We start from the raw sequence: 2,478 nt of genomic DNA on the forward strand, positions 1-2,478 counted from the left end.
GTACCGATACTTCCGGCTGGCCATCTGGATACGTGCGATATTGAACCCCGTCCCACGAGTGCGTTGTTTTCAGCAGCTGCGTCACCTCAACTTGAGGCTCGGTCGCTACGGCCGTCGGGACATGCATCGCGCCAGCAAGCAAGAGCAGCTCAGCCATCAGGACAGTTGTAAAGCGCGTTCGGACAGGTGGATGGCAGAACATAAAAAAGTTCCTTCGTTGTAATTGTTGATGGTTTCCAGAATGCCCACCGCCAACTGATGCTTCTCCAGCAGGTGTCGGAAATTCATGATCGTCGTATCTTCGGGGATCGGAGCGCTGAGCGTCAGACGAGCAAACTGGCGCATCGAAGTGATCTCGTACAGCGCCTCTTCCATGGCTGGGTCGCTCAACGAGAACCAGTTCTGCACCAGGTGAATGCGCAGCATGGTTTCCAGTGGATACGGCTTGCGGCGATCGCCCGCCTTTGGGTAATGCGGCTCGATCAATGCCACCAAACCGCTCCACGGCACCACCTGTTCCATCTCGGCCAGGAAACGCTCGCGACGGGTTTGCTTGCGCTTACCGGCGTATTCGAAATCGGAAAAGCTCATCTGACTCATGGGATGGCGGGCTTGTAGAGGGCAGTTGGACGGAGGGCTATTGCAGCACAGGTCAGATGGCCTGTGCTGACTTGATCGGAGAATCCCTAGTGTCCTGCATGGTTAATTCATTTACCTATTTAAATGGCTTCGTTCAATGAATCCTGGACTTTTAGATTAAAGAACTACCCTATCAGGACACTAGATATCATCAGTACAGGGTGATAAAAGCCGATAAAATCAAATGTTACATCTATCAGACAGGAATAAAACGCTGCCTTACTGTAGAGGAGCGTACATCGTTGACTTGGCTATCCGGGATGCGTCGGGAATGATGTTCTCCTGAAATAGTGACCCCCGCCGCGTGATAGCCAGTCACACTTGGACGTTCAAAGCCAGTTCGTTTCAGCTCATTGCTCAAGGACTGGGCAAAGGGTTCAGCCATCACTTTCTTTTTGCCAAGCAGTCCCAAGAACCCAGTCCGCTGAACATCAGATTGGGCAGCCCGCTCAAGATCCTTGGGGTGGAAGGAGGTAGGCGATCTAGTATCTGCGCTATAACAGGCAGTTACCCGAAAATCATTGAAATCCTTGTTTAGCCCCCCCTCTTTCAGGTGCTGTGCAACCTCCGCTGCACTCACCATCCCATTATTACACGCCGAATCAGCTGCCAGAATGTTCATGCCAGGACCACCATGACCAAGGATATACAATTTGTGCTGTTGCGGATGCAGCCCAGCCAGTGCCTCCCCCCCGTCATTACTTCTGATGTCTATACGCTTCAATATGTCAGCCTGATCACCAAACTTAAGAGCGCCAGACATCGCCTTGTCGAAGGCCGCCGGCCCTATTTGTTCACGAAACACTTCTTGGGCGAAGCCAGTCTTCTGCATTTCTGATTCAATTATGTTAGGGAACTGGCTCCTCTCAGTATAATGCTGGATCATGGCTTGCCGATACTGCTCTAAAGTTGTCTTATCATGATCATTTTTGACTATCAGTGGTAAGAGCTCTTTTCCCTGAGCTGCCTTGGGAATATTTTGCCCCAAGGCCATAATCATTATGTCCTTCGACGCAAAGGGGGCGTACATCACTCCAATTCTGGATTGGGAGGATGGCCCGTTTAAAAAACTGGTCGTTGCTCCAGTAATCTGACCAGCACTGGCCTGGTGGGAAACCGAGGCTGGGGACAGGGCTGTAATCCCTTGGCCCGAATTGACTCCCAAAATGTTTGGCATGGATTTACTCTCCTAAACGAAGCGAATGACAAATAGCGGCCAGTTGATTTGCGAAACCAACAAATACAATCTGTAGCCAATCTTCCTTTTGTAGTTGATCCAAATCGACCATGGCCTTCAGTTCGTAACCTTGCTCGCCCATACCAAGGGTAAGCTGGCCTCCTTCGACCCCCTCTACTGGAGTGGTGATAAAAGAAAGTACTGCCGCTGCCTCGTCCAATAATCGGGACTCAGTAAGTCCTGGCAATAGACTCCAGAGCCACAAACGATTATTTATCAAGGATAGCATTACGTCGGGCATATCGTGGATCTGTATGGCAATAGTGCTATGGGCATCCAAGTTGTGGACGGTTTCGGATGGCAACCCCATCTTTGTCAACATCTCGATAACCAGCTCATCCAGGCCATGCGGCAGATCTTTGGTAAATCTCGATTGATCCATCTAACTCAGCCTATTCTAAAAATACTTCACTATTCAGCCGTGCACGCAAATTTCAATATATCAACATTAGTCGCAATTTTTTATTTTGAATGGCTCTAGTGTCCCGAGCGCTTAATTCATTAGCTTATTTTTCATCACGCTCAGCTTTGCCATATGTACCGAGCTGATGATGGCCTCTGCCGTCTTGTTCCATTTGAACGGCTTGGCCGAGTGCTCGTTG

General features: G+C 49.8%; 2 protein-coding genes and 1 pseudogene. All 3 read right to left on the reverse strand.

Annotation, left to right across the window (positions count from 1 at the left end; translation table 11 throughout):
* Positions 1-219: 219 nt before the first annotated feature.
* A pseudogene (locus CKW18_RS29525) lies at positions 220-600 on the reverse strand (transposase); the annotation flags it as partial.
* A 235-nt stretch (positions 601-835) separates the two neighbouring features.
* Positions 836-1,816: a hypothetical protein gene (locus CKW18_RS29530; protein ID WP_141233178.1), complete on the reverse strand. Its 981-nt coding sequence runs from the start codon at positions 1,814-1,816 to the stop codon at positions 836-838.
* Between the two features lie 4 nt (positions 1,817-1,820).
* A complete protein-coding gene (locus CKW18_RS29535) occupies positions 1,821-2,258 on the reverse strand; it encodes a hypothetical protein (protein ID WP_095191976.1) in 438 nt (145 codons plus the stop codon).
* Positions 2,259-2,478 lie beyond the last annotated feature (220 nt).

The sequence above is a fragment of the Pseudomonas sp. Irchel 3E19 genome (assembly GCF_900187585.1).
GTDB lineage: Bacteria > Pseudomonadota > Gammaproteobacteria > Pseudomonadales > Pseudomonadaceae > Aquipseudomonas > Aquipseudomonas baetica.

What these genes read in the sequence shown, in the direction of transcription:
- CKW18_RS29530 (WP_141233178.1), bottom strand. Translation starts at nt 1,816, where the DNA reads ATGCCAAACATTTTGGGAGTCAATTCGGGCCAAGGGATTACAGCCCTG.
- CKW18_RS29535 (WP_095191976.1), bottom strand. Translation starts at nt 2,258, where the DNA reads ATGGATCAATCGAGATTTACCAAAGATCTGCCGCATGGCCTGGATGAG.